Here is a 25,741-nt window from a genome sequence, read left to right as displayed (position 1 = left end):
AGGGTTCCGTCAGCGACGAAACCCTAATGAAGAGAGAGGGGTGAACAAATGGCAACATTACAGGGAAATATTCAGCCTATAAGACTGAAACATTCCGTACAGCAAGCGCTGGGGAAGCACCTGCTGTCCAGTTATCCGCATGAAGCATGCGGAGTCCTGCTGGGTGCTGCCGCAGCGGGTGGCATGCTCATCGATACTTACGTACCTATGCGCAACGTAGCGCCAGACCCGCTGCACACATTTACTCCCCACCCTGAAGAGTGGATTCATGTCCTTTACAATGAGCCGACACTCATCGGTTTATTTCATTCCCATCCAAATTCAGAACCAATACCCTCGCTCGCTGATTATAAAGGATTAGCAGCACTAGGGCCTGAATTTAAAATCTACCTTATCGGTTCTCCCAGAACTAAAGATGGTTGCTCTCCAATTCTGAATGGATTTTATATTGAGCGGTATTCAAATGAACAAGGAACACCTGTCCCTGAATTAACTCAAGCCCCGCTTCACGTTCTACTCAAATAAGCATATAAATCACCTAAAGTATCTACTTGACCTCGCTCCGAAATTTCTCGAAGATAAGCCACCCACAGTTGGGCTGTCATTTTGGCATCTTCTAATGCATTGTGACGTCCACGAATCGGAATTTCATGGACATATAATAGCTCGTCGAGTGTATAGTTGCTACGCTGCGGCTCGAGCCAACGTGCAAGCATCATCGTATCCAGCACCCGGTGTGTAAGCTGAACTTTAGAAGTTTTCCATAACGCAGCATTAAGAAAAGCTTTATCATGAGAGCTTGCATGTGCCACCAGCACATTTTGCCCGACAAAGGACATAAAATTGTGAAGACCATCTATTAAGGAGGGGGCGGACCCAGTCATTTCTTCCGTTATCCCTGTTAACCTCGTAATATCATCTGGAATAGTCGTCTGACAATTCACCAAGGTATAAAAGCATTCATCTTCCTTAATATTCTCTCCAACAACCTTAATTGCACCAAACGACATAATTTCATCCCCATGCTGATGAGAGAATCCCGTCGTCTCTAAGTCAAATATAACAGTCTCAAGTTCTGACAGCGGGGTACGCAACACCTCAGGACGACGCTTTTCACGCATGAGTGATCGGATATAGGCCATTTGCTGTGCAGTCTGATGAGCCGTTTCTCCACCTTTCATCGAAGCGATCGCCGACGGCATTCCGCCTTGTCTCAGGTTATTCCAAAATCCCCCATTTTTGTTCGGCTCCCTCATGTTCGCCACCTTTCCGCTGAGCGGAGCTGACGCTGCAACGCCCGATGAAGACGTCTAACAAGCAGCAGACTTTCTCGCAGCTCAGACAACAGCTGCTTATTCTTCAGTTCACTTTCAGCAACATAATCACTGCTGATTAACAGTCCATCCTGGACACTAAATGGTGTGTTCACTCGCATCCGCATCGCCAGCAAGAAAGCTCGCCGAATATTATCCAAATGTTGATACTTGTGAAGCTTATCAAGGGCTTCAATTCGCTCTAAGGTCGAGTTAGCTTTAATTCCATGCAATAATGACAATCGTCTAACAATATTTACTAATGGAATATAGACCCCATACTTAATATCAAATCCACCTGCATAATCACCAAAGCGCTCTGTCAACACCTGTCCCAGCAGATTCAAAGTCGCTTTATGGCGGACTGTATTACGAAGAACGGCAACGGACAACTTTTCGTTGTCAACAAAGCCTTCATAAAAAGCCTCTTGCCACAGCGCTGATAACTCAGCACTTCCTGCAACATGGCGCATATCTGATGAAATGATAAGATACCGGATAGGCTCCCATTCCAATTGAGTTCTCCATTCCTTCAATTGCTCCATCCATTCAGATAAGGTCTTCCGCCACATCCCTTGGGAACACATGACCTTCCCTGCACATTTCTCATATCCTACCTCTTCAAGCAGATCGGATAATATCGTTCCAAAAAATTCAAAATATCTATTCTTCTCACCATCCGGCTCACCGTCAACGATCAGTCCATTATCCTGATCACTCCAAAGCGTAGCCTCCTGCCTCCCACTACTGCCAAACACAATAAAGGAATAAGCACAGGGAGGCGGGCCATAGCCCGCCTCTTTCATTTGCGCCTCACATATGAGTACCGCAGTCTGTGCAACAAGATCATGCATCGTATTCACACGAAACATCCATTCCTCAATTGGAATCACATTTAACTGTTCAAGAAGAATACTTTGGCAAGCAATTCGCCTCTCCTTAAGCTCCTGTGGCGAACCGGCTAAGACGATGGTCCTAAAGCTTTCATCATTATACTCATCTGTTAACTCCATCGAAGCCACACGGTCCGCCTCCCTGTCTGAGGATTAATATTATTGTTTAAGGGTTTTGGATTCCGATTCAGCGATTAATTTCATTTGTTCAGGGTATCCGTAAGTACCATGCTCACTGATATCCAGACCCATCAATTCTTCTTCTTCCGTAACACGAAGTCCGATCGTTACCTTCATTACATACAAGATGATGAAAGAAAGTACAGCTACGAAAGCAAAAGTTCCAACTACCCCCAGTACTTGAACACCCAGTTGGTGGAACCCGCCACCGTAGAACAATCCAGCTTCCCCTACCAAGCCGCCTTTAGTAATCAGCTCCGGTACAGCGAATAGACCTGTGGAAACCGCCCCCCACATTCCCGCAATACCATGTACAGAGAAAGCATAGATCGGATCGTCAAGCCCTGCACGTTCCAGCCATTGGGAAGTCATGAATGTGAACGCACCTGCTACCAATCCAATAATAATTGCTGCCCATGGTTCAACATAAGCGCATGCTCCAGTAATTGCAACCAGCGCAGCTAGAACACCATTCAGCATTGCAGGAATATCAGATTTACCAAAATACAACCAAGAAGCAATCAAAGCTGCCAATCCGCCTGCTGCTGCTGCGATATTCGTAGTTAATGCTACGTGACCAAAGAAACCTCCCATCGGGGACAAAGCACTACCTGGATTGAACCCGAACCAACCAAACCAGAGGATAATCACACCTAGTACAGTGAATACTTGGTTATGACCTGGAATAATGACCGGTTTACCATCTTTATTGAACTTGCCAAGTCGTGGCTTAAGCAATATGGTCGCTACTACCGCTGCAGTTGCACCTGTAAGATGGACAACCGTGGAACCCGCATAATCTTGCATTCCCAGCTCAGCCAACCAACCGCCACCCCATACCCAGTGCGCTACGACAGGATAAATTACGATTGAGAATAAAATTCCGAATATAATGTACACACTAATCTTTGCACGTTCTGCCATACCTCCAGATACGATAGCTAAGGAAACCGCTGCAAAGGCCATTTGGAACAAGAATTTAACATTTAAAGTAACATCAGAAAATGCAAGTGATTCAAATGAAGATGCTGTTGAATCTCCGCCATACAAGAAGCCTGTAGTTCCGAAGAAGCCGTTACCGTTACCGAAGCCAAGACCAAAACCAACAGCCCAGAAGCAAAGACTCGCAATGGCCAGTGTCAGTACCGTCTTACCGGCTACGTGACCTGCATTCTTCATCCGAACTGAACCTGCTTCAAGCATTGCAAACCCCGCTTGCATAAAGAAAACTAAAATGAATGCCAGGAAGGTGAACGCAGTGTCCAACCCGATTTGCAAATCTGCGTTTGTCGGACCGTCTGCCGCAAAAGCACTTACCGGATAAACCATCAGTGTAATCATGGCCAGTAACATCATCAACCATTTCTTTTTCATTTTTACCCCACTCCCCAATGTTATATTTTCTAACAAAGCGTGAAACTCTTAATGTCATTATAATCAGAAGTCAGGTAAATTGACAAGACTATTTTTGGGAATGTTTTTAATTTATTTTCATCAAGCACACAAAATCTCCATAGTACGCTTGGACTATCTCAGTATTTTAGACCCATACAGCCACATAATCATTGAAATAACTACGTGAATACACCCCCTGATATTACCTTTTTATTGAATTTCTTCTCCATTTCTCTATATAAACATGACATACGATGTAATATTTAGATCTTGAATTTAGTTCGTGTACCTCGATCCGCGCATTTGCCTCTGTTTCCATTGATTCAATCTCACGAGTCGACACCTTTGTTCTTGTCTAAGCTTGGGTTCGCCCCTTTTGAGGGTTTCAATCAATAGAAGGTACCACAAGGCGTACACAAACAGAGGACACCCTCGCGGGTGCCCTCTGAATGAACATTTTAGAAAGCAAATGGATTCTGCTACATTTCTTCTCTACTCAATTATACGGCAATCTGAGAGTATGTCCGGTTTATGTCGCATGCTATCCAAGTTAGTTATTTTACGGATTACTTTACACGGTACACCTGCTGCAAAAGAATCTTCTGGGATATCCTGAGTCACGACACTACCTGCACCTATTACGCATCGATCACCAATTGTAACCCCTCCACATACAGTTACATTGGCCGAGAGCCAAACATCGTTACCAATGCTAACAGGTTTAGCGTAGCATAATACCGCAGCATTACTATTTTGATCAAGCATTTGTCTACGCTCGGAGGCGACGAATGGGTGAACAGGTGTAACGATGGTTACATTAGGCCCAAAACTAACATGATCACCTATCGTAACCTGTGCATCATCCTGGACTGTAAGATTATAGTTTCCAAAAAAATGATTACCAATTTTCGTATGCACACCATAATGAAAAAACACAGGACCCTGGATAAAACAATGCTCACCCATGCTATCAAGTAAGCGTGACAATATCTCCTCCCGTTCCTCTGTCTGATCCTCAAATGTCCGACTATATTGACTACTCAAATTGTGGGCGAGAAGCTTTTTACGCTTTAGTTCTGCGTTTCCTGGATTGTATAATATCCCTTTGAATATTCGCTCTTCTTCTGTCAAATTCTTCACCTCTTTTAGTTTTCTTGAGCTACATGTAATCAAGAATTCATTATTAGACAGTAAGTTCAATTTGAATGTTCTCTGGCCCAATTATACAGCTTTCATAATATCCGTCACCAGTGGTCCGCGGCCCGCTTAACGTTCTAAACCCCGCTTCCGCCAATTGCTTGGTTAGCAGATCTACTTGTTCCCTACTGCCTAAGCTAAAAGCTAAATGAGTTAAGCCCGTCCGCAATAGATCATGAACGCCTTCTACCATATCCGGTCTACTCATAATCTCCATTCTTGCGCCACCCTCAAACGTGAGGAAATAGGTCCTTAATCCAGTTTTGGGATTATGGTATTGACTATTTGACTTAGCATTAAAAAATTTGCTATAAAATTGTCTACAGCTTTCTAAATCTTGTACATACATAGCAATATGTTCAATTTTCATAAAAATCTCCTTTCGTTTTTATTAATCTTTCTTTTTCTGTAAATTAGAATCTTCATCGACACTTACTCCATTATGAGGTCCCTCGTAATATTGTTAAGCCATTTATATTTAAGATAACGTATTAAGGCAATCGGAGCTTTAATAACCTCGTCTAAATTGAGGATAATAAATATCGTTAGAGGGGAGAGTTGCCACACAAATGCACTCATGTATCCCAGCGGTAATATGATGCCCCACATTACAATCGTGTCACACCAAAATCCAAATCTGGATTCCCCTCCAGCAACAAATATTCCTCCAATCGTCGTGGAGTTTATCGATTTCGGAATACAACAATAAGCGCAGACCAGCAGCATTCCATTGGCATCAGGACTTGGAATTTATTTTAGTGCTAGATGGGGAGATGGAGTATTTTGTAAATGGAGAAATTGTTTTAATTGAACGAGGTTACGGAATATCCGTTAATAGCAAGCGTATGCATTACGGTTTTTCCACCAATAAATTGGATTGTACATTCATTGTCGTTGCTGTCCACCCTTCACTACTCGGAATAAACACATATGTAGGCAAAGTATATTGGGAAGAGAAATTTGATTCTGATACTGAAGACTATATTATGATTACTTCGCAAAGCACGTGGGGAAAGGAAATTCTGCATTCCTTACATCTGATTTATGAAGAAATGAACAGCACTCCTTGCAAGCCACTACATCTTCTTTCACTGGCTGCCTCTCTTTGTGCAGACGTCGGAGATCATATACAGCGGGTTCCCGGGCAGATAAATGATGACCAGTCACGGATTGCCGTTTGGAAATGACGGGATTTATTCGTCATAACTTTGACCTTAGAGTGACCCTAGATGACATCGCTACCGCCGGGTCTGTTTACAGGAGTAAATGTTGTGAGTACTAATCGGTCGATTAGTGAAATAGCGATGAATTGCGGATTTCAAAGTGCGAGCTATTTTTCATCTATTTTTCGTAATAAGACCGGTTTGACGCCTCAGAATTACCGAAAAAAAGTTCGAACACCCTCCCATTCATAACCGCTCGTATTGCCTCTTCACAACACCGGCAATATTATAAGAAACCTTGTATATGATCACCCACCATCATAGCTGCGCTTCGCCCTATAAAACTCAGGATACAGCTTCATGAGCACCTGCTTCTGAATCCGCGACACATAACTCCGCGAAATCCCAAGCTCCTTTTCATTATCCCCCTGGGGTGTGCTCCTCACCACACATGCCAACCCGAAGCAACCTACGATGACTTCCTTCTCGCGAGCGTTATCTCATTACACTTTTATCCGTTCGGATCGGATCATGTTAGGATACGTCCTTACGCGTCTTCTTTAGACTTATCACTCCAAATTTGATATCACGGGGAGTTTGAGTGTATTGTATATAAACAACACATCACTTTCATGAATTTACTTCTCTTTATTGCATATACTTTATGAAAGCATGACGTTTGACTGTATGGTTTCCAGTTTGTTATCATTATAGATAGCATAATAGTAACCACCAATACAGGAGACGACTACTCTTTACGGGCAGTCGAATTCGATTAGTGAGGCGAGGTAGCATGGGGATATGATTCTATATCGAATCGGAGAATTAGCTAAGGCTGCTCACATCAGTGAGCGTACCATTGATTATTACACAAAACTGGGGTTAATCTCCCCAGAGTCCAGAAGCACCAAAAATTACCGACTATACAGTCATGAAACCTTGGTCACCTTAGAACGTATTAATCAATTAAAGCATGACAAGTATTCATTGGAAGAAATCAAGTCCATGATGAGCAAATGGAACGAGGCAACTCCTGAAACTGACGTATCTGATAAATTAGTCGAGCTCGAGCAGCATATGCAGCGGCTAGAACGTGAAGTAAAGGCACTTGAACCAATCATTAGCGGTCTGAAGCCGGGACAGGCCAGACGCGCGCTCTCTAACTTACTCCCTCAAGGAGTAGCCTGCATGGAGGCGATTCGGCTTCTATTGCTTACGCAAGGACCGCCAATGTAAATACCATATTTACAATACAGTGGAGGAATGCAGATATGTTTATGTATCTATTAGTAATTATTGCCTTTATTTTTTCATTATGGGCCCAGTTCAGAGTTAAAGGAACATTCAGCAAGTGGTCCAAGGTCGCCAATTTAAACGGTCTGACAGGATACGAAGCTGCAAGACGTATGCTCGATGCGAACGGGCTTCATGATGTACCGATTGAGCCTGTAAGAGGTACGCTTTCCGACCATTATGATCCGATTCACAGAGTTGTACGTTTATCAGAACCTGTATATTATGAAAGTTCTATCGCGGCAGTTTCCGTCGCTTGTCACGAAGTGGGTCACGCCATTCAGCATAAAGTAAGTTATCCAATGTTAACACTACGTCACCGGATGTTCCCAGTAGTTAATTTTGCATCAGGCATAGCGCCATTCATGCTTATGGCAGGTTTCATATTCGGTTACTTTAATCTTGTCGGCCTTGGCATTATCTTCTTCTCGGCCGCTGTTGCCTTCCAGCTTGTGACACTGCCAGTTGAGTTCAACGCCAGCAACCGGGCCCGTCAAGTCATGGTAGAACAAGGTTACATTCGTAACGAAGAAGAACGCGGAGTAGCTAAAGTCTTAAACGCAGCTGCGTTAACGTATGTTGCCGCGGCGCTAGTATCCTTACTCGAACTGCTTCGTTTGATTACCGTCTTCTTAGGTAACCGCGACTAATACTAAACTCTGCTTACAAAAAAGAAACCCCGGAAGGCTAAGAGCCAACCGGGGTATTATTTTGTCTAGCTTTAAAATAAGATATCAAAAAAGTCCGAAACGAACGTGCTACGAGCGGCAACTTACTGTCTGTTCGGTAAATCAAACCAACCGTCCTCGTCACAGCAGGCTCCACGACCCTTACCTGAGCCGGCTGGAGAGGATTGGTCTGATAGAACGCCATCTCCGGAAGAAGGCTTACACCCATTCCTGCCGCCACTAGACCGCGAATGGTATCAGTCTCCCCGCCTTCAAATGCAATCTGCGGTTGAAATCCCGCCTGCAAGCACGCTTGCCAAACGATTGGTCTCAGAGAATAACCTTGACTGAACAGAACAAACTTTTCCTTTTGAAGCTGTTCCAATCGGATCTCAGACTCTCCTGCCAGATGATGATTCTGCGGAAGTATTGCAAATAACTCCTCGGTCATAACAATATCCCCAGAGACATGCTCATCATTCTCCGGAAAAGGCGAAATAAACGTTAAATCCACTTCACCAGATAATACATCCTTTATCAAAGAAGGGTAAGATCCTTGCTTAAAGCGAAACTTAACATGAGGATAGTGCTGGCGGAATTCCGCAACGATTGTCGGGATAAGATGCGTGCCCAGACTGTGAGGAAACCCAATGCGAATCTCCCCACGTTCCGGATCCAGAAATTCATGCACCTCATTAACTGAATGCTCCAATTCCTTAAGGATACTATCCACTCGCTTGCAAAAGAGCTGTCCAACCGGCGTAAGCTGCAAATTACGCCCTTTTTGCATGAACAAGTCAACTCCAAGCTCTTGCTCTAACTGATGAATCTGACGGCTTACTGCAGACTGCGCAACATGAAGTTCCTCCGCCGCTCGTGTTACATGTTCTTTTTGGGCTACCTTTAGAAAATATTGCAGCTGTCTTAGCTCCACTCCATCATCGCCCCTGTCTTAGGCTTTTATTAAATATACGAATAATAAGTCCATATAGGAAAAAGCCAGAAACCAAGCCTCCGATATGCGCAACCCAATTTACATTTGGTGTTGCAAACGACATAATAATCCCGATCATTAGCAATCCGTATAACGTCTTTCGTGAGCCTTCATCCATCATAGCCCTTTGCATAACCGCAATGTATAAAAATGCCCCATAGACGGCGTAAATCGCTCCAGAAGCACCTACCGACACCGTACCTACCTCTAATGCTGAGCGGCTGCTGATTGCAATCGTTAGAACGTTCGCAAGAACTCCACCTACCACGTAAAGAATTGTATATCGCCACCAGCCAAGAAGACGCTCCAGAGGCGGTGCAAATACCAGCAGAGCGAAGCTATTAAAGAATAGATGGGAAAACCCATTATGTAAAAAAATAGCCGCTACATAGCGCCATAGTTCCTCTTTAAATGGACTAACATCAACAATAGCACCAAAATCAACAAGCGTTTGTATATTGGTGGATCCTCCATTGAACGTCATGAGGATAAACATTATCACGTTAGCCACAATGAGAAGACATGTTACCGGGTAATACCGCAGGTAACTCTTCCAATTTTCATACCGAATAAATATCATTACACCCATCCCTTTACATTTATATCTTGCCCCGTTGGACATCTCCCTGTAAATAAGATTATAATTTATTGTGGCGGTAAGAGCCAATATTACAATTCGAGGAGGAAAACAAGGATATGACGCAAGAAAGAACAGGCGTAGCTACTTTCAAAAGCAACCCCATCACTCTCGTAGGACCCAAGCTAACAGCTGGTGATCCCGCCCCTGATTTTGTTCTTAGTAAGAATCTACTGGAAGAAGTGTCTCTTAGTGATTATGCCGGTAAAATCAAGCTGATCAGTGTTGTCCCTTCTCTTGATACTGGTGTATGTGACGCACAGACCCGCCGGTTCAACAGCGAAGCTGCAGAGCTAGGTGACGATGTAGTTATCCTTACAGTAAGTATGGATCTACCATTCGCTCAGGCCCGCTGGTGCGGCGCTGCAGGAATCGATCGCGTAATTACACTATCCGATCACAAAGCAGCCTCATTCGGACAAGCTTATGGCGTTCTAATCAAAGAATTCCGATTAGATATGCGTTCTATTTTTGTTCTAGACAAGAACAACACACTCACCTATGTTGAATATTTGAGTGAAATGACTGAGCACCCTAAATACGAGGATGCTATAGCCGCTGTGAAGAGTCTGCTCTAATTCTCTAGAACAGTAAGTTTCGACAATACTTACTTATATTTTGAAAAAAGCGGAAGAAGGTCCATCCTTCTCCCGCTTTTTTTGTAAATAGAAAGATTTATCGATAACATCCAGAGCAGCCCTCGTTTGCGTAAACGCATTCATACTATCCCTAAATAAGAAGGTTTTGTATGGATCTCTGAAAATTAGTCCGCTTTGTATTTTCCTAATTTTTTGTCCAAAGACGCATACAACCGCTGAATGACGCGGTAATTAGCACCCAGATCACCAAGCGATCCTCTAGATGCAGAATACATATCTACGCCACATCGTACAGGCGTGGTATTAAGCACTGAGACAGTGATATCCAGTGTACGGCCAAATGCCGTTCTCTTCTCCAGAGTAATCTCACCTACTGACTCCACTTCATGAAGCACCTTGAATCCAGGAACCTTCTTCAGCGTTGATGAAACTTCCTCCCAAGCTTTGTCTTTCGTAAGATTGTAATAACGCGTTTTTAATGTCGGATCTTTTGCGCGGTCGCTTGTTCCATCATGACTACGGAATAAACCAACCAAGGTTCTTTTTAACGACAAAATTCTTCCCCCTCTACAAATCCCAAGTTCATTATTCTAAGTGTAACACTCTTGTCTCAGGAACAAAAGGGTATTACTCACTTTCTCCTTGTTCCAGACATACAAAAAAGCGCCCGCTCCCAACTTTCACGGGAAACAGAGGCGCTTGGCCTAAACAATGGAAAACCCGCTTATGCCGTCCGGCTACAGTGTCTTCTGAACCTGCTATAGCAGGTGGGTGACCGCAGAAAACGTTTTTGAATTCCCCAGGTCATATAGACAGGGCTGTTCAGCTGCGCTTCGTGTAGATCTCCCAAGACATTATCATTGGTTCAAAACAACGAGCAACCGTAACGAACATCGCAGGATTTGTTATTATTATATTGCGTTTTAACGAAAAAGTAAACCTGTATGCGCTTTATTTTACATTGGAATTAAATTACTGACGATTTCCAACGCTCAATGCTTGCCATTATTAAATACGTTTTAAATCTTTATTCTCATTATTCTCTTCATAGTCATCGTCATCATCATCGTCGTCATCCTCTTGATTATTCAACGCAGCTTCCGCCTCTTCTTGCTCCTTCAGTTTCTTCTGTTCCACCTGCAATTGCAATTTATTATAGGTAGCATAGAAGTTAAAGAAAGCAGCCATCGCAATCAGCGTCGGGATACAGATAATGTACAGCGCTGGATATCTCAGGCCAATATAAGCAAGAACCCCCGCTGCAATCAAAGTTGAGAACACACGAATTGGTCGTGCAATTGTCAGCAAGATCGAGTTAGTCATTACTTGCTTAAAGCTCATTTGATAATGAACAACAATAGAAAAGAAGTTAAACATGGATACCGACAAAATAATCATGAGCACTAACATCAAAATACCAACAATTCTAAAGTTAGGCATTTGTGTCATGTAAACCGTTACATCGACGTACATAATAACGAACATCAATGTATAGATAATTCCTCCGAGCATGCTTTTTAGATAATTCTCTTTATACCCCTGAAAATATGTGCGAAAAGTTCCTACATCTGTATTTCCCATAACCCATTTACGTACCACGGTAAATAAAGCCGCCGAAGCAGGAAATACTGTAAATGGTGCTAGAATCCCCATAGCCCAGTTCAAAGTGAGCTGTTCATTAACTCCACCCGAACTTGTCCCTAGCATAAGTATCTTCATCAAACCAAAAAATAAAAACGGGGCGGAACATAGTGCCCATAAGATATTACTTGCTGCGATACGTGTAATCCATTCTGTGACGCGGTATAAGCCGCCCATTGCTCCTTTAAACTCCAATTCCCTTCCTCCTCTGTCTCTTGCATACTGCTTATCTTAACTATACCTCATTTGACCTCCTCTTTTCCATAGCCCAACTTTCTGAATTCTAGGTTATCGTCTATACAACAAGTTTACAAAGTCCATATATTGGGATTGTAATCATAATAATTACCAAAATCACCACAATCTAAAGGAGGTTATTGTATGTCCTCACCTGTTGGCTACGGCGGCTGGACTTCCACCGGTACGATCCTCGTATTGTTTATCCTGCTCGTTATCATCACTCGTACTTTCGTCTAAATAAGCCGATCATTCAATAAACACCCTAATATTACAGCAAAAAGAAGACGAGAACCGCTATTCGGCATCTCGTCTTCTTTGTATCTTGATAAATCATCACCCTAGGGTTCAGATCAAGTATTAGTTATCGAAATCTTCACGTTTTGCAGGACGTGTGCTTGTGCTGCTTGGGCGAGTAGAGGGTTTACGGTCCGCACTGCGGTTCGCTCCACCATCACGGTTAGCTGCGCTATCACGATTGCCTTTATAGCCACCGCCATAACCGCCACTGCCGCTACCATAGTTACTGCCACCGCTGTTGTAGCCACCACGACTACCGCCACCGTTGTTGTCGCGGTTTCCACGGTATCCACCAGTGCTGCCACCGGAAGTACCACGGTTTCCGCCATAACCACCATTAGGTTTGCGGCCACTGCGAATGTCGTTCTTACCACCACGACGTTTAGCACGGATTGGATCTTCAGGAGTCAATTCAATCGTGGAATCCTTCTTATCACCAGTCAGAAGCTTCATTGCAGCTGACAGCAATTGAACGGAATCATATTGCTCAAGCAATTGAATAGAAATACCTTTGTACTCGTTCAATTCACCGCTCTCTACCATCTCAAGCAAACGTTCAGCTGTTACGCGTTGTTTACCTTCGATAGCCTCAGCCATTGTTGGCAATGGTTTGCGAGTAATACGGTGACGTGTAACGCGTTCGATCAAATGCAGGTGATCCATTTCGCGTGGAGTAACGAAAGACCAAGCTGTACCTTCTTTACCAGCACGACCAGTACGACCGATACGGTGTACATAGCTTTCTGGATCTTGCGGCAAGTCAAAGTTAATTACATGAGTAACACCGGATACGTCCAAACCACGAGCCGCTACGTCAGTAGCTACCAGCACATCAATGCTGCCATCACGGAATTTACGCATTACAGCATCACGTTGGTTCTGAGACAGGTCACCATGCAAACCATCAGCAGAGTATCCACGTTTTTGCAAAGCTTCTGCAAGCTCATCAACCCGGCGTTTCGTACGTCCGAACACGATTGCAAGCTCAGGAGATTCCATATCAATCAAACGACTAAGTGCTTCGAACTTTTGACGTTCAGGTACTTCAACATATGCTTGATCAATCAGCGGAGCACTGATTTGTTTCGGAATTACGGAGACGTGTTGCGGGTTGTTCAAGAATTGCTGTGCAAGACGTTGAATGTTTGGAGGCATTGTAGCCGAGAACAACATAGTTTGACGCTCTTCAGGAACGAGCTTGAGGATTGTCTGAATATCTTCCATAAAGCCCATATCCAGCATTTCATCTGCTTCATCCAATACAACAGTTTGAACATCATCCAAACGAATGGTTTTACGGTTGATATGGTCAAGCAAACGACCCGGTGTACCAATAATAATTTGTGGTTTCTTCTTTAGACCACGGATTTGGCGACCAATATCTTGTCCGCCATAAATTGCCAACGAACGAAGACCCTTGAAACGGCTTAGCTTACCGATTTCTTCTGATACTTGAATGGCCAACTCACGAGTTGGTGCCATAATAAGTGCCAGAATTTTTTCGTCTTCACGATTAATCTTCGAAATGAGGGGGATACCAAAAGCAGCAGTCTTACCTGTACCAGTCTGTGCTTGACCGATCAGATCCGACCCAGTCAATGCCAATGGGATTGACTGCTCCTGTATCGGTGTTGCCTCCTCAAATCCTAACTCTGTGATTGCTTGTAGCACTCTTGGCTCCAAGCCAAATTCTGCGAATGTTTTCAAATTATTCATGCTCCTTCTATACAGTGGACATTCCACATGCTTGTCTGTATTCTTAAGTAGCGGTAAACACATTTATATGCTGTCCAATCATGCTCTTTTTTCTGCATGATATAGCGCTTTTGGGACGAAAAGCCTCCCTTTCATCAGGTACTTCATTGTACCTGAGCAACTGTAGCTTTACATCCGATGCAATGCAAAAATACCATTGTAACGTTCTACTCAAGAATATCCTATACATTATATCACAACTCTAAGTAGGAATACCAGTGGGTTCCTTTCTTTTCATTGCATTCATGGTTTATTTTAAATTAATTTATAGAGGTGGATTTGCTTGTTAAGACAGATTTGGAATTGTATTGCAGTGATTTTTGGAGCGGCGTTGATTGCCAGTGGATTTAATCTTTTTCTAATCCCGCATCGCTTACTCAGTGGAGGAGTATCTGGGCTTTCCATGTTAGTGGGTTACTTTACACCAATAAACATAAGCCTTTTGTACTTGCTCTTTAATATCCCCTTGCTTGTAGCTGGTTGGTTCCAGCTTGGCCGGAGATTTATTATGCTAAGCATGTTATCCGTTGTGGCAACAACTTGGTTCTTAACGATCATTCCCGAATATTTGGTAGCCACTGATATGCTGCTGTCTTCTGTATTTGGCGGTGTACTTGTAGGTATCGGCTGTGGATTTTCCTTCCGTGCAGGAGGTTCCTCCGGCGGTTTTGATATCCTGGGATCCATCATCACTAAATTCCGTGATTTCCCGGTTGGAAATGTGGTGGTAAGCTTAAACGGTCTCGTTATCCTTGCCGCAGCCTATTTTGATAACAATTGGAATTTAGCTCTTGCATCGATGGTATCTATATACGTAACTGGTAAGGTACTGGATATGATTCACATCAGCCATTTAAAGGTAACCGTATATATAGTAACAAATCGTACGGATGAGCTCCTTCAGCATCTAATAGGACTTCAGCGTGGTGTTACAAAGATTAAAACAGAAGGCGCTTATTCTCTTGTTGAAAAGGACATGCTAATGACAGTAACAACCCGCTACGAACTTGCTGAGCTGCAGCGTATTATCCGCACGACAGATCCTCAAGCTTTTGTAAATATTGTCGAGACAGTTGGTGTTATGGGTTCCTTCAGAAAAAGATAAAATTTGGAAATAAACAGTATTGAATTGGAAAATGCACCAATCACAGAATTGTGATATATTATAATCACGCAGAACCCTAACAATTTCATAAAGATTGAGATTTACCCCTCTTTTTTCCAAGCACTTCGTTTTCCGATGAATACTGAATTCCATTCAGACCTATCGAAAAAGGAAAGGGTGATTTTTGTGGAAATGGAAACGGTAAAGCTGTCAGCAATCGTCATGAGGTGGTATCCTGATATGATGCCGTTTCTCAAGCAGGATGAATTAAATTCAGTAATCGTTCTGCGTGACGGGCTTAGTATTCTGGAACCTGCAGATGCCATGGATATCATCCATTACAGTATCTGTGAACATCAGAATTCTGCGTATCTTCATTGAGTAAGCCGCAAGATAAGTCTTGATAGTTGCCGCCTTAGGTTCGGCCATGGTGCCGATTTGAGGCGGCATTTACTTTTTAACAAAACGTTTAGAATCTGTGCATCCCGGTTATTAACAACAAGGATGGTTTTTCAGACCCCGCTTAAGCCAACATTGTTCTTTTTTGGGAGCAGCCGTTCTTATATAATTTAGGGAAAGTACATAAAGGGAGAGAACACGAATGAACATCACCTGGGCTCTACTGATGATGGCCTTGGGAAGTGTAGGCGTGCAACAGAACCAACATGACGCTGAAGTGGCGCTCGTTTTGAAGTCCGCCATGAATCCCCCCATCATCGCCGCCGGACAAAACAATACTACAAATGTTGCAACTCCAGCTCCAAATGACTCACAAAGTATGTTACACGCAGATCCTCAGCCGGATGCACCGAAAGTAAAAGGCATCTATGTTACCGCATACAGCGCCGGTGGAGAACGAATGGAAAAGCTTCTTTCTTTACTTGATCAGACGGAACTAAATTCTATGGTCATCGACATTAAGGATGATGCAGGTTACATCACGTATAAAACCGATAATCCGGAACTTCAGAAACTCGGTAATCCGCAGCCATTTATTGGCGACATCAACAAACTGATGGAAAGATTGAATAAACATGATGTTTATCCTATTGCTCGAATTGTTGTCTTTAAGGACTCTATACTTGCCAAAAAGAACCCGCAATTATCCTTTGTTAACGCAGACGGCACAGTATGGAAGAATAAAGGCGGCGATAGCTTTGTTAATCCATATAATGAAGATGTCTGGAAGTACAATGTTGATATCGCCAAAGAAGCTGTCAAACTCGGCTTTAAAGAAATTCAATTCGACTATGTGCGCTTTCCTGAAGGTTTTGAAAAACGTGCAGATACACTTAAATACACCAAAACCAGTGATTCTCGCGTAGATATCATTTCTAATTTTGTAAAATACGCAAAAGCAGAGCTTGCTCCACTTGGTGTTCGTGTATCCGTAGATATTTTTGGATATGCTGCATCTGCCCCTGCTGAAGGGATTGGACAAGACTTCGTAAAAATATCCAAGAATGTGGATGTCATCAGCCCAATGGTTTATCCAAGCCATTATTCAACGGGTTGGTTTGGAGTAAAAGAGCCTGACTTAGATCCATATGCTACCATTAAAGGCTCCATGGTGGATACGCATAAGAAGCTTGATCCTCTAGGCAGCTACAAACCTGTTATTCGTCCTTGGATTCAAGACTTTACAGCAAGCTGGCTCGGAAAAGGTCATTATATTAAATACGGCAAAAAACAGGTGGAAGATCAAATCCGCGCTTTAAAAGATGAAAATGTAGAAGAGTTTCTGCTTTGGAACGCCAATAACCGATATACCTCCGATGTCGATTATGAGAAATAATGTATAGCGCCCTTATTGTTTATAATTGAAATCAGGTATGATATATAAACCTTATTTTTAGATAAAGGCCCGGCGTCTGCCGGGTCTTTTAATGGAGAGAAAAGGAACTTTTACTGTAATTATTACAAACAAACAAAGACTGAGGTCAAAGAACGATGATACAAACCACCTCTTTAAAACAAAAAGCAGGACAATTTTTCCATATTTTATTCCCAATACTAGTTACACAGATTGCTTTATCGGCGATAACCTTCTTTGATACCAACATGTCCGGTAAGTTTGGCACAGCCGATCTGGCAGGTGTGGCGATAGGAACCAGTCTCTGGATTCCGATTCAAACGGGTTTAAGTGGGATTCTTATGGGGATCACCCCCATTGTCTCTCAGCTCATCGGAAGCAAGAAAGATAAGGATGTAGCCTATCAAGTCACACAGGGAATCTGGCTTTCTCTGATCGTCTCTGTAATCGTCTTATTAATCGGCAGCCTCGCCTTGTCACCTATTCTTGATTTTATGAATCTGGAGCCGACTGTAAGAGATGTTGCCTTCCGCTTTCTTAGTGCGATCTCCTTCGGAATCATTCCGCTGTTTGGTTATACGGTTCTCCGTAGTTGTATAGACGCTCTTGGGCAAACACGAGTATCCATGTTGATTACACTAATAGCTCTACCCGTCAATGTGGGTTTAAACTACTTACTGATCTTCGGGAAATTCGGATTCCCTCGATTGGGTGGTGTTGGAGCTGGAGTGGCATCAGCAATCACTTACTGGGTAATCTTTTCCGTTGCCCTGCTGTTCATTTATCGAGCTGAACCTTTTGCAAGCCTTAGAATTTTCCGGAAGTTCTACTTTATATCGCCAAAAAGCTTCAAAGATCTACTCAAGATCGGTGTACCTATTGGCTTCTCCATTTTTTTTGAAACTGCAGTCTTCTCTGCTGTAACCTTGTTGATGAGCCGGTTTGATACCGTAACAATTGCAGCTCATCAAGCTGCCATTAATTTTGCTACTACGTTATATATGATTCCGCTTAGTATCTGTATGAGCCTAACTATTCTTGTCGGCTTCGAGACAGGATCCGGCAGACAAAAGGATGCCCGTCAATATGCCATAATGGGTATTGGACTTGCGGCTATCCTCTCCCTGGCAACAGCACTCCTACTCTTATTTGCCGGCCACCATGTAGCTGGTTTATACTCTGATGAGCCTGATGTCATTTCATTAATTCAGCATTTCTTAATCTATGCGATCTTTTTCCAGATTTCCGATGCGATTGCCACACCTACACAAGGGGCGCTTCGTGGATATAAGGATGTTAACCCAGCCTTCATTATTTGCTTTATAGCTTATTGGGTTATAGGGCTTCCTACTGGCTATGCACTTGCTACTTACACGGATTTAGGTGCATATGGTTATTGGATTGGCTTGATCACCGGCCTTGCGATTGGGGCCACATTGCTCTTGACTCGGCTTGTTAAAGTTCAACGCCGTTATGCTACACAATATGCAGACGCTCAAGCACATCATTAATAAATCAAAAGAATACAAAAAAGGAACAGTGCAAAGTTCGCAGCTGTTCCTTTTTTTGTGTGTTAATTATTGAGAAAGACGGGATGCAAGCTCGTACAATTCCACGTCAAAGTCTTTCTTAGTATTTACTACAAGATCGATATCTGTGAGGGTTAGTTCACCCTTGATGATACCGCAACCTTTATCAGACTCACCTTCAATCAGTTTACGAACGGCAAAGTCACCAAGACGGCTAGCAAGGTTCCGGTCTCCAGGGGTTGGTGTTCCTCCCCGTTGAATATGTCCAAGTACAGTAACACGTGCATCCAGAGAAGCATGACGATCTTTCAGCGCTTGGGCCACATCTTCGCCTTTACCTACACCTTCAGCAACGATGACGATACTGTGACGTTTACCTCTGACAAAGTTGTCGCGCATACGATCCGCAACTTCATTCAAGTCATATGGCATTTCTGGCACGAGAATTGTTTCTGCTCCAGAAGCCAGACCTGCATGTAGCGCGATATCTCCACAATGACGTCCCATAACTTCTACAATGGAAGAACGCTCATGGGAGGACATCGTGTCACGCAGCTTGTTAATGGCATCTACAACGACACCAACTGCTGTATCAAACCCAATGGTGTAGTCTGTGTAGGAAATATCATTATCAATAGTTCCCGGTAAAGCCATCGTCTTAATACCGAGTTTACTTAGTTTATTAGCACCTTTGTAAGAACCGTCGCCACCGATAACTACTAGACCATCGATGCCCATTTCATTCAGAATATCCGCGCCCTTTTGTTGACCTTCTGGCTTTGTGAACTCCAGACATCTCGCAGATTGCAGAATGGTTCCACCACGTTGAATAATGTCACCTACACTTCGAAGATCCATAGGGAAGATATCGCGATTCAAAAGTCCTTGATAACCACGTTGCACACCAAAAACTTCAATACCATAATAAAGTGCACTTCTTACAACCGCACGAACAGCGGCGTTCATACCTTGTGAATCTCCACCACTAGTCAGTACTGCAATTTTTTTGATTTTTGACATTCTGTTGTTCCTCCTTAAAGTTGTGCAATGCCCCATCCGTTGTATAGGTGAAGCTTCGCAGCCTTGTTACAAAAAACGATTGCGTATCCAGCGGCTATTAGCGAAGAAGAACAGCCTTGTAAGCGGACTTCCTCTCATTAGGCTCTTAGACACAGTGCGAACTTCCCGCTGTTCGCTAACTTTCGGATCTGATAAATAAAGTGCCAGCAACCCCTCAATCACCATACGATGCATAGATGACTCCGGCAGTTCACGTACATCCTTGCGGGCCCACTCAACCATGGAAGCGATCCGACTCAACATGGTATCCGTGTCTTCATAATAATTGCAGAAATTAAGATCACCGCCTGCTCGGTCCTCTTCCTGATCAATCAAATAATCCAGCATAATGTGCAATCCGCACACATGTGGAAAGTATGCAGCACGGATTGATTCCGAAGAAGACTTGCTTAGCTTCGGATCACATGCGGATAGAAAAAGCATGAATACGCCTAAAGTAGAGCCCGTCGCAGCCGCAAACTCGTTCCATTGCAGATGCGGAGCACGGCTACCTTGCTGCTCCCACCATTCCTTCAGGGCTGTTTCCCTGAGTTCCGGGCGGATATGCTTATATACCTGCAAATCTGTATACAGCACAGCCAAGTCACGAATCTCCGCTGCAGCAGCGGAATAACCTGGCAGCAGTGAGATCATCTCCTGGCATTTTCGAACCAGCCTATACAAGTATCCACCGTCATTTTGTTCATCACGAAGCGCATAATAATTCACAGGTTCAGCGTTTGGATCAATGGCATCCAGCATAGATTGATGCAGCAGCCTGAAATCTGCAGGATCAAGCGAAGTACTGCGATCACATAAGTTATCTAGATAATCACTGATAGTTTGATAAGCAACAATAAGCGGAATAAGTATATGTCTCATCGATAAATTGCCGGCGGCATAAATACCTCCACCTATGCAATGAAACTCTTTCGTCTCAATGCTGGCAAGTGCTTGCTTCCGGAGCTCGGGATCGGGAATCCCATTCGCATCTTGGCGCCAGAAGTGGAGACTTTCTCTCACTTCAGGCAGCACGTACTTATAGACCCTGTTCATAAGCCCGATAGGGCCACGCGGGCTAAGGTTACGGCGTTGCTCTAATTCACTCAATGATAGTGCCTCCACATTGTTGTCTCCTTATCCAAATCACCACTTATTATAATATGATCAGACGTATTTGTACAAACAACAAAATCACTTTCGTAAAATTATGAAAGATTCAGAAATAAAGCAATTCAAGAATAAAACACATAACCCTTCTTTGCTTTATGCTATACTAGGCATATTTCAATTTCAGAGGAGTGCACTTTCATGTTTTCAAAACGGACCGGAAGCCCTTACAGTGATCAAAATTGGCTTCGTTCCTTTCTATTTACGATTTATGGTACCAGCGTTCTTGTAGTATCCTACTTTCCATTATTCTACACACATCTGGGGTTTAGCAGTTCTCAGGTGGGTTACTTGTATTCCCTCGGACCCCTCATCTCCATCTTATCCAATCTCTTCTGGAGTATGATGAGCGATAAGCTGGGCACCATTCGAAAAATCATGTTTATTTTACTCGCGGGACAATTAGTAACCGGACTTCTATTAGCCAGAGCGACCGAATTTTCTTCCGTTATGCTTATTTTGTCCTTTTTCTACTTCTTCTATTACCCTGTTTTTCCGCTTGCTGATACAATGGCCATCAAAATTGCGGAGCGGCACGGACGAAACTTCATTACAATTCGTGTATTTGGCTCATTGGGCTATTCTTTCTTTGCTTTAACAGTCGGTTATGCGCTTAGAGCTTTAGGTGCTACCTGGAGTCTAACCTTATGTATTATTATCATAGTAATCGCGCTTCTAATTACAATTGGCCTTAAGGATGTCAAAAAACCTGTTCCAGAGCTTCCCGATCAGGAAGCAGTTACTACCAAACCTGTTAAGAAAGAGCACGGTCTTAAAGATATTCTTTTGCAAAAAGAGGTGCTGTGGTTCTTTGGCTGTGTCTTTGTACTCGCACTAGGCCATAGAATGAACGAAGCCTTTCTCACCATCAGTTTAAAGAACCTGGGTGCTGGCGAGGAAGTGATCGGCTGGGCACTACTTGCCTCAGCCCTAAGTGAAATACCTGTATTATTTATACTCGGCAGATACGGAGACAAATTTAAAGAACTGCCCTTACTAGCGTTAGCTAGCGTCATGTATGCTCTTCGTTTTCTACTGATGGCTCTCGCCGATCATCCAGGCTCGATTATCGCGATTCAAGCCTTGCATAGTCTGACATTCGGCGTCTTTTTTGTAACATCTGTCCGTTATATCACTCGGATTATTCCTGATCGACTTAGAGCTACCGGGCTTGCCATCTACACGGTTGTTTGGTCAAGTGCAGCTGGACTTCTAAGTGGTACATTTGGTGGAATGATCTATCAAGAAGCTGGACGCTTCACCTTTTATATGGTAGCGGTTGGCTTCAGCCTCCTTGCCTTGGTCGGTTTTTTAGGACAACATTTATTAGATATCTATCGAGGTTCGATACGTTACTCAGAGAAAACAAACAAAAAAGCCTCACTATAATAGAACACTTCTAAACACTCAAAATATAGAAAAGGTCTTTGCTGTCCCTCACTTGGGAATGCAAAGACCTTTTCTATTTAAATTGATGAATAATAGACGTAAAAAAACACAGTTCCCGAAAGAACTGTGTTCTATAGTTTGGTAACCACTCTTGCAAGGGCTTGCCAAGTAAATTATATATTTATAGCAGACAGCTTAACTGTCTTTGCCGTTTCTTATAATTTTACTACGTTTTCAGCTTGCGGTCCACGATTACCATCAGTGATATCGAATTCTACTTCTTGACCTTCGTCCAAAGTTTTGAATCCTTCACCTTGAATTGCTGAGAAGTGTACGAATACATCTTCGCCGCCTTCTACTTGAAGAAAACCATAACCTTTTTCTGCGTTAAACCATTTTACTGTACCTTTCAATTGAACAACCTCCTAAAAATAACCGCCATATATGGCGTATAACTATATTATACTGCAATCTTCTACTCAAATCAATCTGTCTAGACCTTTAAATATGTGATTTAATTTGCTTTTCCCTTCTCCTGTGCGTTATCATTGAGCCAAAAGCCAAAAATCGCCAGGGTGGTAATGATAATGATCAAAAAACATGAAATATACAAAACAGACAAATGGAATATGATGACGGTAGAAGTTCAAGGACGTTATATCGTACTTCGCGAAATCTCCGATCAATGGGGAGAAGAAACACATACTTTCCTAAGTCGTCCAGCTATGATGCAGTGGGTGAACAACCGGTTCAACAAAGAATCTTATAAAGATAATGAAGAAGAGTACAAAAATATTATCGCAGCTTTCAAACAGGTATAACAGAATATGAATACAGAAAATATCGCGATTTATGTTGTCCTAGTCTTATGTCTAGGCGCAGTTCTGATTATGACCAAGGATCGTGTCCCGCCGCAATTTAAGCGGGGCATGGCCTTAACTGCTGTCATTATGATTCTGTTCGCCTTCATCTTTGTTATTTATAGCTTATTGGCATAACTTATACTTTCATATATTTTAAAGAAGACTAAACATTAATAATCAGGACTTAACAGGGCATAATAAGCCGACTCTACTTTCAAGAGGAGGACGTTATGCCTATTTCACCCAAGTCCATCCCTCTTCTACTTGTGCTCAGCTTGCTACCGGGTGATTTATCATCTACAGTATTGCCGAGGGAGATTATGCCTACTACATCTCATCATTCTAGGAGGGTTTCTATGGAACAATTATTGAAGAGAAGCGAAGTACCTGCTGAGAATCGTTGGAAGCTTGAGGATGTGTTTGCTTCTCAGAAGGATTGGGATGCAGAATATGCAGAAGCTAAATCCCTAATCAAAAAAGCTGCGGATTTTCAGGGTACACTAGATTCCGCGGATGCTCTAAAAAAATGTTTTGAGCTGGATGACAAACTGTCTATCCTAACTGAACGACTTTATGTGTATGCACATATGCGTCAAGATGAAGACACAGCTAATCCTGACTATCAAGCTTTGTCCTCCAAAGCGAAAAAGCTTGGTATTGAAGCAGGTGAAGCCTTATCTTTTGTAACCCCAGAAATTCTGGCGTTGCCTATCGAGAAGTTGGACCAGTTCATCGCCGATCCGAACCTTTCCGCTTATAAATTCACCTTAACTGAAATGAAACGCGAAAAAGCCCATGTGCTTTCTAAGGCCGAAGAAGCACTGCTAGCTCAGGTAGGAAATTTAGCTCAAGCGCCTCAGAATATTTTCAGTATGCTGAACAATGCGGATCTGAAATTCCCTAAGATCAAAGATGAGGATGGCAAAGAAGTTGAGCTGACTCATGGCAACTATATCAAGTTTCTCGAAAGTAGTGACCGTGAGGTTCGCCGCAATGCTTTTAAAGCAGTCTACGATACCTACCGGAAGCAGAAGAACACTATCGCAGCAACCCTTAGCGCCAATGTGAATAAAAATGTGTTCTACTCACGAATTCGCAAGTATCCTTCTGTAATGGAAATGTCACTCTATGGTGATAACATTCCGAAAGAGGTTTACACCAACTTGATAGATACGATACACGAAAGCCTTCCATTGATGCACCGTTATATGAAACTGCGTCAGAAGCTGCTGGGTGTCGATGAGCTACATATGTATGATCTGTTTGCCCCGCTTGTTGATGAATATAAATTAGATATCACCTATGAAGAAGCCAAAAAAATCACTAAAGAGGGTCTCAAACCGCTCGGTGAAGATTATCTGAATGTGCTGCAAAAAGGTTACGACAACGGATGGATCGATGTCTATGAGAACGAGAATAAACGGTCTGGGGCTTACAGCTGGGGACCATACGGTACGCATCCTTTCGTACTGTTGAACCATAATGATAATTTAAACAGTATGTTTACATTGGCGCATGAGATGGGCCATGCATTACACTCGTATTTTTCGGATAACGCTCTGAATTATCGGGATGCGCAATACACGATTTTCCTAGCAGAGGTTGCTTCTACTACTAACGAGGCGCTGCTAATGGATTATTTACTCAAAAAGTCTACAGATCCTAAAGAAAAAATGTATTTGCTCACCTACTATGCAGATCAGTTCCGGACAACGATCTTCCGGCAGACAATGTTCGCGGAGTTCGAGAAAATCATTCATCAGCGTGTGGAAGAAGGCGAATCGCTTACTCCACAAGATCTTTCGAGCATCTACTATGACCTGAATGTTAAATACTATGGTAAAGAAATGGTTGTAGATCAGGATATCGAGATGGAATGGGCGCGGATTCCGCATTTCTATAACAGCTTCTATGTTTATAAATACGCAACCGGCTTCTCAGCAGCGACTAGCTTTGCCAAACAAATTCTTGAAGAAGGCAAGCCTGCGGTAGATCGTTACCTCGGCTTCCTGAAGAGTGGCGGCAGTGACTACTCCATTAATATTCTGTCTAAAGCTGGTGTTGATATGTCTTCTCCTGAGCCGATTCGCGAAGCGATGAGTGTCTTCGAAGATGTTATCGCTCAAATGGAACAGTTGACCAAATAAGGCAGAGAGCTTAGTATTGCATTAATCCCTTGCCCAAATTGGGCAAGGGATTTTATTCTGTTATATCCCCTGAGGAGGAAGAATTCAATGAGAATTCAATGGTCTTTAATTGCAGGTCTAATCTTTGCGCTGCTAACAGCCATATTTGCAGTCATCAACGTGGATCCCGTTCAAGTCAATTTCGGTTTTGATGTAGTTAATATACCGCTGATCCTAGTTATTCTGGGCTGCGCGTTAATTGGTGGAATCATCGTGGGTTCTTACGGAATTTTCCGCCAGTACAAACTACAAAAACAAATTAAAAGCCTAACTGCAGAGCTAACCAAACTTCGTGATGCCGACACTTCTTTAGATTCTTTTAACACAGACAATGATGGCCTAACAGGAGGACTTAACTAATG

The 25,741-nt window shown here is 43.0% G+C and carries 29 protein-coding genes, 1 other RNA gene and 1 pseudogene; 16 read left to right on the top strand and 15 right to left on the bottom strand.

Features of this window, described 5'->3' with window-relative positions:
* Positions 1 to 48: 48 nt before the first annotated feature.
* Entirely contained in the window at positions 49 to 525 is a 477-nt protein-coding gene (locus NST74_RS10450; RefSeq protein ID WP_341111897.1) for a M67 family metallopeptidase, read from the top strand.
* Here NST74_RS10450 and NST74_RS10445 read toward each other — a convergent pair.
* From NST74_RS10445 to NST74_RS10425, 5 genes are all read right to left on the bottom strand, one after another.
* Positions 507 to 1,256 (bottom strand): exonuclease domain-containing protein, encoded by a 750-nt coding sequence (locus tag NST74_RS10445; protein ID WP_341111896.1) that lies wholly within the window; start codon positions 1,254 to 1,256, stop codon positions 507 to 509. The genes NST74_RS10450 and NST74_RS10445 overlap by 19 nt on opposite strands.
* Positions 1,253 to 2,326, bottom strand: a complete 1,074-nt coding sequence (locus NST74_RS10440) for a DUF294 nucleotidyltransferase-like domain-containing protein (protein ID WP_341115867.1) — start codon at positions 2,324 to 2,326, stop codon at positions 1,253 to 1,255. The genes NST74_RS10445 and NST74_RS10440 overlap by 4 nt, the downstream gene beginning before the upstream one ends.
* A gap of 39 nt (positions 2,327 to 2,365) precedes the next feature.
* Complete coding sequence (locus NST74_RS10435; RefSeq protein ID WP_042126336.1) at positions 2,366 to 3,760, bottom strand: ammonium transporter; 1,395 nt, start codon at positions 3,758 to 3,760, stop codon at positions 2,366 to 2,368.
* 513 nt (positions 3,761 to 4,273) lie between these two features.
* Positions 4,274 to 4,921 carry a sugar O-acetyltransferase gene (locus NST74_RS10430; RefSeq protein ID WP_341111895.1) on the bottom strand — a complete coding sequence of 216 codons (648 nt, stop codon included), beginning with the start codon at positions 4,919 to 4,921 and terminating at the stop codon, positions 4,274 to 4,276.
* Positions 4,922 to 4,964: 43 nt separating this feature from the next.
* A complete protein-coding gene (locus NST74_RS10425) occupies positions 4,965 to 5,348 on the bottom strand; it encodes a VOC family protein (RefSeq protein ID WP_341111894.1) in 384 nt (127 codons plus the stop codon).
* 373 nt (positions 5,349 to 5,721) lie between these two features.
* On the opposite strand from NST74_RS10425, the gene NST74_RS10420 reads away from it, so the two are divergent.
* Together NST74_RS10420 and NST74_RS29965 are read left to right on the top strand one after the other, a co-directional pair.
* Positions 5,722 to 6,165, top strand: a complete 444-nt coding sequence (locus tag NST74_RS10420) for a hypothetical protein (RefSeq protein WP_341111893.1) — start codon at positions 5,722 to 5,724, stop codon at positions 6,163 to 6,165.
* A 42-nt stretch (positions 6,166 to 6,207) separates the two neighbouring features.
* Positions 6,208 to 6,393 carry a helix-turn-helix domain-containing protein gene (locus NST74_RS29965; protein WP_445668136.1) on the top strand — a complete coding sequence of 62 codons (186 nt, stop codon included), beginning with the start codon at positions 6,208 to 6,210 and terminating at the stop codon, positions 6,391 to 6,393.
* A gap of 56 nt (positions 6,394 to 6,449) precedes the next feature.
* Here the strand turns inward: NST74_RS29965 and NST74_RS10415 are convergent.
* Positions 6,450 to 6,632 (bottom strand): annotated as a pseudogene (locus tag NST74_RS10415) (RNA polymerase subunit sigma-70); the annotation flags it as partial.
* Positions 6,633 to 6,942: 310 nt separating this feature from the next.
* Between NST74_RS10415 and NST74_RS10410 the strand changes: the two are divergent.
* On the top strand, positions 6,943 to 7,377 hold the full coding sequence (locus NST74_RS10410) for a MerR family transcriptional regulator (RefSeq protein WP_341111892.1): 435 nt from the start codon (positions 6,943 to 6,945) through the stop codon (positions 7,375 to 7,377).
* A 35-nt stretch (positions 7,378 to 7,412) separates the two neighbouring features.
* A complete protein-coding gene (locus tag NST74_RS10405) occupies positions 7,413 to 8,084 on the top strand; it encodes a zinc metallopeptidase (protein ID WP_042126324.1) in 672 nt (223 codons plus the stop codon).
* A gap of 37 nt (positions 8,085 to 8,121) precedes the next feature.
* Here NST74_RS10405 and NST74_RS10400 read toward each other — a convergent pair whose 3' ends face one another.
* A complete protein-coding gene (locus NST74_RS10400) occupies positions 8,122 to 9,036 on the bottom strand; it encodes a LysR family transcriptional regulator (RefSeq protein ID WP_042126322.1) in 915 nt (304 codons plus the stop codon).
* Positions 9,037 to 9,040: 4 nt separating this feature from the next.
* Positions 9,041 to 9,676 carry a rhomboid family intramembrane serine protease gene (locus NST74_RS10395; protein ID WP_042132050.1) on the bottom strand — a complete coding sequence of 212 codons (636 nt, stop codon included), beginning with the start codon at positions 9,674 to 9,676 and terminating at the stop codon, positions 9,041 to 9,043.
* Positions 9,677 to 9,792: 116 nt separating this feature from the next.
* Here NST74_RS10395 and tpx point away from each other — a divergent pair, with 116 nt between their 5' ends.
* Complete coding sequence (gene tpx / locus NST74_RS10390) at positions 9,793 to 10,311, top strand: thiol peroxidase (protein WP_042126320.1); 519 nt, start codon at positions 9,793 to 9,795, stop codon at positions 10,309 to 10,311.
* Positions 10,312 to 10,496: 185 nt separating this feature from the next.
* Here the strand turns inward: tpx and NST74_RS10385 are convergent, their stop codons facing one another.
* The 3 genes from NST74_RS10385 to NST74_RS10375 form a co-directional block, all read right to left on the bottom strand.
* Positions 10,497 to 10,886, bottom strand: coding sequence for a DUF1499 domain-containing protein (locus NST74_RS10385; RefSeq protein ID WP_036689295.1), 390 nt, complete (start codon positions 10,884 to 10,886; stop codon positions 10,497 to 10,499).
* Between the two features lie 159 nt (positions 10,887 to 11,045).
* A non-coding RNA gene (ssrS, locus tag NST74_RS10380) (6S RNA) lies at positions 11,046 to 11,237 on the bottom strand.
* Between the two features lie 103 nt (positions 11,238 to 11,340).
* The gene (locus NST74_RS10375) at positions 11,341 to 12,168 is read right to left on the bottom strand and encodes a YesL family protein (RefSeq protein WP_042126318.1); all 828 of its coding nucleotides are present in this window, start codon (positions 12,166 to 12,168) and stop codon (positions 11,341 to 11,343) included.
* Positions 12,169 to 12,354: 186 nt separating this feature from the next.
* Here NST74_RS10375 and NST74_RS10370 point away from each other — a divergent pair, with 186 nt between their 5' ends.
* Positions 12,355 to 12,450, top strand: coding sequence for a hypothetical protein (locus NST74_RS10370; RefSeq protein ID WP_042126316.1), 96 nt, complete (start codon positions 12,355 to 12,357; stop codon positions 12,448 to 12,450).
* A gap of 120 nt (positions 12,451 to 12,570) precedes the next feature.
* Here the strand turns inward: NST74_RS10370 and NST74_RS10365 are convergent, their stop codons facing one another.
* Positions 12,571 to 14,217, bottom strand: coding sequence for a DEAD/DEAH box helicase (locus NST74_RS10365; protein ID WP_042126314.1), 1,647 nt, complete (start codon positions 14,215 to 14,217; stop codon positions 12,571 to 12,573).
* Positions 14,218 to 14,548: 331 nt separating this feature from the next.
* On the opposite strand from NST74_RS10365, the gene NST74_RS10360 reads away from it, so the two are divergent.
* The 4 genes from NST74_RS10360 (at position 14,549) to NST74_RS10345 (ending at position 18,694) form a co-directional block, all read left to right on the top strand.
* Positions 14,549 to 15,370 (top strand): YitT family protein, encoded by an 822-nt coding sequence (locus tag NST74_RS10360; RefSeq protein ID WP_341111890.1) that lies wholly within the window; start codon positions 14,549 to 14,551, stop codon positions 15,368 to 15,370.
* A 192-nt stretch (positions 15,371 to 15,562) separates the two neighbouring features.
* A complete protein-coding gene (locus tag NST74_RS10355) occupies positions 15,563 to 15,751 on the top strand; it encodes a hypothetical protein (RefSeq protein ID WP_175374354.1) in 189 nt (62 codons plus the stop codon).
* Positions 15,752 to 15,971: 220 nt separating this feature from the next.
* Positions 15,972 to 17,165 carry a putative glycoside hydrolase gene (locus NST74_RS10350; protein WP_341111889.1) on the top strand — a complete coding sequence of 398 codons (1,194 nt, stop codon included), beginning with the start codon at positions 15,972 to 15,974 and terminating at the stop codon, positions 17,163 to 17,165.
* 155 nt (positions 17,166 to 17,320) lie between these two features.
* Positions 17,321 to 18,694, top strand: a complete 1,374-nt coding sequence (locus tag NST74_RS10345; protein ID WP_341111888.1) for an MATE family efflux transporter — start codon at positions 17,321 to 17,323, stop codon at positions 18,692 to 18,694.
* A 66-nt stretch (positions 18,695 to 18,760) separates the two neighbouring features.
* Here NST74_RS10345 and pfkA read toward each other — a convergent pair whose 3' ends face one another.
* Positions 18,761 to 19,732, bottom strand: a complete 972-nt coding sequence (gene pfkA, locus NST74_RS10340) for a 6-phosphofructokinase (RefSeq protein WP_042126307.1) — start codon at positions 19,730 to 19,732, stop codon at positions 18,761 to 18,763.
* Positions 19,733 to 19,798: 66 nt separating this feature from the next.
* A complete protein-coding gene (locus NST74_RS10335; protein ID WP_341111887.1) occupies positions 19,799 to 20,881 on the bottom strand; it encodes a tetraprenyl-beta-curcumene synthase family protein in 1,083 nt (360 codons plus the stop codon).
* 201 nt (positions 20,882 to 21,082) lie between these two features.
* On the opposite strand from NST74_RS10335, the gene NST74_RS10330 reads away from it, so the two are divergent.
* The gene (locus NST74_RS10330; protein WP_341111886.1) at positions 21,083 to 22,330 is read left to right on the top strand and encodes an MFS transporter; all 1,248 of its coding nucleotides are present in this window, start codon (positions 21,083 to 21,085) and stop codon (positions 22,328 to 22,330) included.
* A 215-nt stretch (positions 22,331 to 22,545) separates the two neighbouring features.
* On the opposite strand, the gene NST74_RS10325 is transcribed toward NST74_RS10330, so the two are convergent.
* Complete coding sequence (locus NST74_RS10325) at positions 22,546 to 22,743, bottom strand: cold shock domain-containing protein (protein WP_042126303.1); 198 nt, start codon at positions 22,741 to 22,743, stop codon at positions 22,546 to 22,548.
* 174 nt (positions 22,744 to 22,917) lie between these two features.
* Between NST74_RS10325 and NST74_RS10320 the strand changes: the two genes are divergently transcribed.
* From NST74_RS10320 to NST74_RS10305, 4 genes are all read left to right on the top strand, one after another.
* Positions 22,918 to 23,151, top strand: a complete 234-nt coding sequence (locus NST74_RS10320) for a hypothetical protein (RefSeq protein WP_036689271.1) — start codon at positions 22,918 to 22,920, stop codon at positions 23,149 to 23,151.
* Positions 23,152 to 23,157: 6 nt separating this feature from the next.
* The gene (locus NST74_RS10315) at positions 23,158 to 23,328 is read left to right on the top strand and encodes a hypothetical protein (protein WP_167348490.1); all 171 of its coding nucleotides are present in this window, start codon (positions 23,158 to 23,160) and stop codon (positions 23,326 to 23,328) included.
* Positions 23,329 to 23,549: 221 nt separating this feature from the next.
* Complete coding sequence (gene pepF, locus NST74_RS10310; RefSeq protein ID WP_076119719.1) at positions 23,550 to 25,340, top strand: oligoendopeptidase F; 1,791 nt, start codon at positions 23,550 to 23,552, stop codon at positions 25,338 to 25,340.
* Between the two features lie 87 nt (positions 25,341 to 25,427).
* Complete coding sequence (locus tag NST74_RS10305; RefSeq protein WP_042126298.1) at positions 25,428 to 25,739, top strand: LapA family protein; 312 nt, start codon at positions 25,428 to 25,430, stop codon at positions 25,737 to 25,739.
* Positions 25,740 to 25,741 lie beyond the last annotated feature (2 nt).

Origin of the sequence: Paenibacillus sp. FSL F4-0125, assembly GCF_038008565.1 — a bacterium.
GTDB lineage: Bacteria > Bacillota > Bacilli > Paenibacillales > Paenibacillaceae > Paenibacillus_AQ.
This window is presented reverse-complemented; position numbering and strand designations above follow the sequence as displayed.

What these genes read in the sequence shown, in the direction of transcription:
- NST74_RS10330 (WP_341111886.1), top strand. Translation starts at nt 21,083, where the DNA reads ATGTTTTCAAAACGGACCGGAAGCCCTTACAGTGATCAAAATTGGCTT.
- NST74_RS10355 (WP_175374354.1), top strand. Translation starts at nt 15,563, where the DNA reads ATGGAAACGGTAAAGCTGTCAGCAATCGTCATGAGGTGGTATCCTGAT.
- NST74_RS10350 (WP_341111889.1), top strand. Translation starts at nt 15,972, where the DNA reads ATGAACATCACCTGGGCTCTACTGATGATGGCCTTGGGAAGTGTAGGC.
- NST74_RS10450 (WP_341111897.1), top strand. Translation starts at nt 49, where the DNA reads ATGGCAACATTACAGGGAAATATTCAGCCTATAAGACTGAAACATTCC.
- NST74_RS10345 (WP_341111888.1), top strand. Translation starts at nt 17,321, where the DNA reads ATGATACAAACCACCTCTTTAAAACAAAAAGCAGGACAATTTTTCCAT.
- NST74_RS10320 (WP_036689271.1), top strand. Translation starts at nt 22,918, where the DNA reads ATGATCAAAAAACATGAAATATACAAAACAGACAAATGGAATATGATG.
- NST74_RS10370 (WP_042126316.1), top strand. Translation starts at nt 12,355, where the DNA reads ATGTCCTCACCTGTTGGCTACGGCGGCTGGACTTCCACCGGTACGATC.
- NST74_RS29965 (WP_445668136.1), top strand. Translation starts at nt 6,208, where the DNA reads ATGACATCGCTACCGCCGGGTCTGTTTACAGGAGTAAATGTTGTGAGT.
- pepF (WP_076119719.1), top strand. Translation starts at nt 23,550, where the DNA reads ATGGAACAATTATTGAAGAGAAGCGAAGTACCTGCTGAGAATCGTTGG.
- pfkA (WP_042126307.1), bottom strand. Translation starts at nt 19,732, where the DNA reads ATGTCAAAAATCAAAAAAATTGCAGTACTGACTAGTGGTGGAGATTCA.
- NST74_RS10435 (WP_042126336.1), bottom strand. Translation starts at nt 3,760, where the DNA reads ATGAAAAAGAAATGGTTGATGATGTTACTGGCCATGATTACACTGATG.
- NST74_RS10395 (WP_042132050.1), bottom strand. Translation starts at nt 9,676, where the DNA reads ATGATATTTATTCGGTATGAAAATTGGAAGAGTTACCTGCGGTATTAC.
- NST74_RS10405 (WP_042126324.1), top strand. Translation starts at nt 7,413, where the DNA reads ATGTTTATGTATCTATTAGTAATTATTGCCTTTATTTTTTCATTATGG.
- NST74_RS10445 (WP_341111896.1), bottom strand. Translation starts at nt 1,256, where the DNA reads ATGAGGGAGCCGAACAAAAATGGGGGATTTTGGAATAACCTGAGACAA.
- NST74_RS10410 (WP_341111892.1), top strand. Translation starts at nt 6,943, where the DNA reads ATGATTCTATATCGAATCGGAGAATTAGCTAAGGCTGCTCACATCAGT.
- NST74_RS10440 (WP_341115867.1), bottom strand. Translation starts at nt 2,326, where the DNA reads ATGGAGTTAACAGATGAGTATAATGATGAAAGCTTTAGGACCATCGTC.
- NST74_RS10305 (WP_042126298.1), top strand. Translation starts at nt 25,428, where the DNA reads ATGAGAATTCAATGGTCTTTAATTGCAGGTCTAATCTTTGCGCTGCTA.
- tpx (WP_042126320.1), top strand. Translation starts at nt 9,793, where the DNA reads ATGACGCAAGAAAGAACAGGCGTAGCTACTTTCAAAAGCAACCCCATC.
- NST74_RS10315 (WP_167348490.1), top strand. Translation starts at nt 23,158, where the DNA reads ATGAATACAGAAAATATCGCGATTTATGTTGTCCTAGTCTTATGTCTA.
- NST74_RS10425 (WP_341111894.1), bottom strand. Translation starts at nt 5,348, where the DNA reads ATGAAAATTGAACATATTGCTATGTATGTACAAGATTTAGAAAGCTGT.